Here is a 3291-nt window from a genome sequence, read left to right as displayed (position 1 = left end):
GATCCAGATCAGGTGCTCGGGATTGGGCGTCATGGCGCGGCTTCTCGGCGGGGGCAGGGGCCGGTTGCCGCGTGCGCGGGGCGCGGGCTACGCTCGGGACCGGTGTCCCACACGGCCTTTCCGGCGAATGCGCGAGTCTACGCTGATTTTCCTGCTGTTGCTGTCCGCGGCGCTGGCGCTGCAGATCTGGCTGGCGCTGCGCCAGCTGCGCCACGTGCGCGCCCACCGCGAGCAGGTGCCGCCGGCCTTCGCGGCCGACATTCCGCTCGCCGCGCACCGGCGCGCGGCCGACTACACGCTCGAACGCACGCGCTTCGGCCTGCTGGCGCTGGTCGTCGACACGCTGGTGCTGCTCGGCTGGACGCTCGGCGGCGGCTTCGCGGCGCTCGATGCAGCCTGGCGCGGCTTCGGCTGGGGCGAGACCGCGACCGGGGTCGCGGTGATCGGCTCGGCGATCGCGATCGGCAGCCTGCTGGTGCTGCCGCTGAAGCTCTGGCGGGTGTTCGTGATCGAGGCGCGCCACGGCTTCAACCGCACGACGCCGGCGCTGTTCGCGAGCGATCTGGTCAAGGGCTCGCTGCTTGGCGCCGCGCTCGGCCTGCCGCTGCTGGCGCTGGCGCTGTGGCTGATGGCGCACGGCGGGCAATGGTGGTGGGTCTGGGTCTGGGCGGCGTGGTCGGGCTTCCAGCTGCTGATGCTGTGGGTCTATCCGGTATTCATCGCGCCGCTGTTCAACCGCTTCGAGCCGCTCGCCGACCAGTCGCTGCGCGCGCGCGTCGAGGCGCTGCTCGCGCGCTGCGGCTACGCCTCCGGCGGGCTGTACGTGATGGACGGCTCGCGCCGCTCCGGCCACGGCAACGCCTACTTCACCGGCTTCGGCCGTGCGCGGCGCATCGTGTTCTTCGACACGCTGCTCGCGACGCTCGACCCCGACGAGATCGAGGCCGTGCTCGCGCACGAACTCGGGCACTTCAAGCGCCGGCACATCGTCTCGCGCATCGCGCTGTCGCTCGGGCTGGCGCTCGCCGGGCTCGGGGTCTGCGCGTGGCTGATCGGGCAGCCGGGCTTCTTCCTCGCGCTCGGCGTGCCGCAGCCCTCGACCTGGGCCGGCCTGTACCTGTTCCTGAGCGTCGCCGGCTCGCTCGGCATCCTGCTGCAGCCGCCGCTCGCGTGGTATTCGCGCCGCCACGAGTTCGAGGCCGACGCCTACGCCGCCGAGGTCGCCGACGGCGGGGCGCTCAAGCGCGCGCTGGTGCGGCTGTACCGTGACAACGCCGCGACGCTGACCCCCGATCCGCTGCACTCGGCCGTCTACGACTCGCACCCGCCGGCGGCCCAGCGCATCGGGCGCCTGAACGCGCCCGCCGGCACCGCAGCGCATCGCCGCGCTCGAACGGCACACGACCCCGCACGCCGGGGCACCGGCTTGAGCGGGCGGCGGCTGACGCGCCGGCAGGTCGAGCGCATCCGCGAGTTGCACGAGAACCGCCGCACCCGCGCCCGCGAGCGCGCGGCACGCGCCGCCGACGAGCTCGAGGATCTCGAAGCGGCCGAGCCCGGCACCGTCATCGCCCATTACGGCGCCTCGCTGATCGTCGAGGATGCGCAAGCCGCGCTGCACCGCTGCCTGGTGCGCCAGAACCTCGGCGCGCTCGCCTGCGGCGATCGCGTGCTCTGGCAGCGCGCACGCGACGATTCCGGCGTGGTCGTGGCGCTGGAGCCGCGCCGCTCGCTGCTGGCGCGGCCCGACTACAGCGGCCGTCTGAAGCCGGTCGCGGCCAATCTCGATCAGGTGCTGGTCGTGATCGCGCCGGAGCCGGACTTCAACGAATACCTGATCGACCGCTACCTCGCGGCGATCGAGCTGATCGGCGTCGAGGCCGGCCTCGTCGTCAACAAGCTCGATCTCTGCGATGCCGACCGCCGCGCCCGGCTCGAAGCCCGGCTCGGCACCTACGCGCGCATCGGCTATGCGCTGCTGCACGCGAGCACGCGCACCGATCTCGGCCTCGCCGAGCTGCGCACCCGGCTCGGCGGACGCACCAGCATCCTCGTCGGCCAGTCCGGCGTCGGCAAATCCTCGCTGGTGCGCGCGCTTTTGCCCGAGCGCGAGATCCGCACGCAGGCGCTGTCGGCGGCCACCGGCCACGGCCAGCACACGACGACGACGACGACGCTCTACCCGCTGCCCGACGGCGGCAGCCTGATCGACTCGCCGGGCGTGCGCAGCTTCGAGCTGGCCGAACTCGCGCCCGGCGAGCTCGACCGCGGCTTTCGCGAGTTCGCGCCGTATCTCGGCCACTGCCGCTACGGCAACTGCGCGCACACGGTCGAGCCGGGCTGCGCGCTGCTCGCCGCGGTCGGGCGCGGCGAACTCGACGCGCGGCGCCTCGATGCCTACCGTCAAATCCGTGATGCGGCAGGCAAACGCCCGGCGTGACCGTCCGGTAACGCGGCTTGTGCAGCGCAGCGCCCGCCGCTAGCATTCGGCCCGCCGCGCGGCTGCTCGCCGTCGCCCCCGCCCCCTCGTGCCACCCGGCCCCCTACGTGCGTCCCTGCCCATGCGGATGCCAGTGACGGATTCATCAGCGGAGACACCATGAAGCGCATCGCCACCGTCGGCCTGATCGGCCTGCTCGGTCTGCTGTCCCAGAACGGCGTCGTGCACGCTGCCGACAAGGACAAGGCCTACGCGCCCAAGGGCGCCGCGACCCTCACCTGCGAGGGCATGTCCAAGATCAACCCGAATTCCACCGATGCCGCGCTGGTCGTCGGCTGGTTCGACGGCTACGTGACCGGGCTGAACATGACCACGCCCGAGACCTTCGACATCGCTCCGTGGCAGGACTCGCTGCTGCTGTCGAACCTCGTGCTGAACGCCTGCCGCAAGAACCCGCAGGCCAAGTTCATGGACGTGGTCCAGGCCCTGACCAACGATCTCGCCGCCAAGCGCCTGAAGACCAAGGCCGAGGTCGTCGAGATCTCGGAAGGCGACAAGAAGGGCCTGATGTACTCCGAGGTGCTCAAGCAGGCCCAGACCGCGCTGAAGGACAAGGCCGGCTTCTCCGGCACCGCCGACGGCAAGTGGGGCAGCAAGACCCGCGACGCGATCAAGGCCTTCCAGAAGAAGGAAGGCCTGCCGGAAACCGGCCTGCCGGATTCGCTGACGCTGCTGCGCCTGCTGCAGCCGTTCGGCAAGCCGGGTGCGGCTCCCGCCAACTGAGCACGCACACGGCGCGCATCGCCGCGCCGTTGCAGAAAGAGCCCCGCTCCGGCGGGGCTTTTCTTTGG

2 protein-coding genes are annotated in these 3291 nt (G+C 71.8%); both read left to right on the top strand.

From position 1 onward, the window contains the following. Positions 1-127 precede the first annotated feature (127 nt). Entirely contained in the window at positions 128-2440 is a 2313-nt protein-coding gene (rsgA, locus tag PKE44_RS16920; RefSeq protein ID WP_324553610.1) for a small ribosomal subunit biogenesis GTPase RsgA, read from the top strand. Between the two features lie 159 nt (positions 2441-2599). Continuing rightward, positions 2600-3223 (top strand): peptidoglycan-binding domain-containing protein, encoded by a 624-nt coding sequence (locus PKE44_RS16915; protein WP_324553608.1) that lies wholly within the window; start codon positions 2600-2602, stop codon positions 3221-3223. The last annotated feature ends 68 nt before the right edge of the window (positions 3224-3291 follow it).

The organism is Plasticicumulans sp. (genome assembly GCF_035331805.1).
Classification (GTDB): domain Bacteria; phylum Pseudomonadota; class Gammaproteobacteria; order Competibacterales; family Competibacteraceae; genus Plasticicumulans.
The sequence above is the reverse complement of the archived record's forward strand: the minus strand, read 5'-3'. Positions and strand labels throughout refer to the sequence as shown.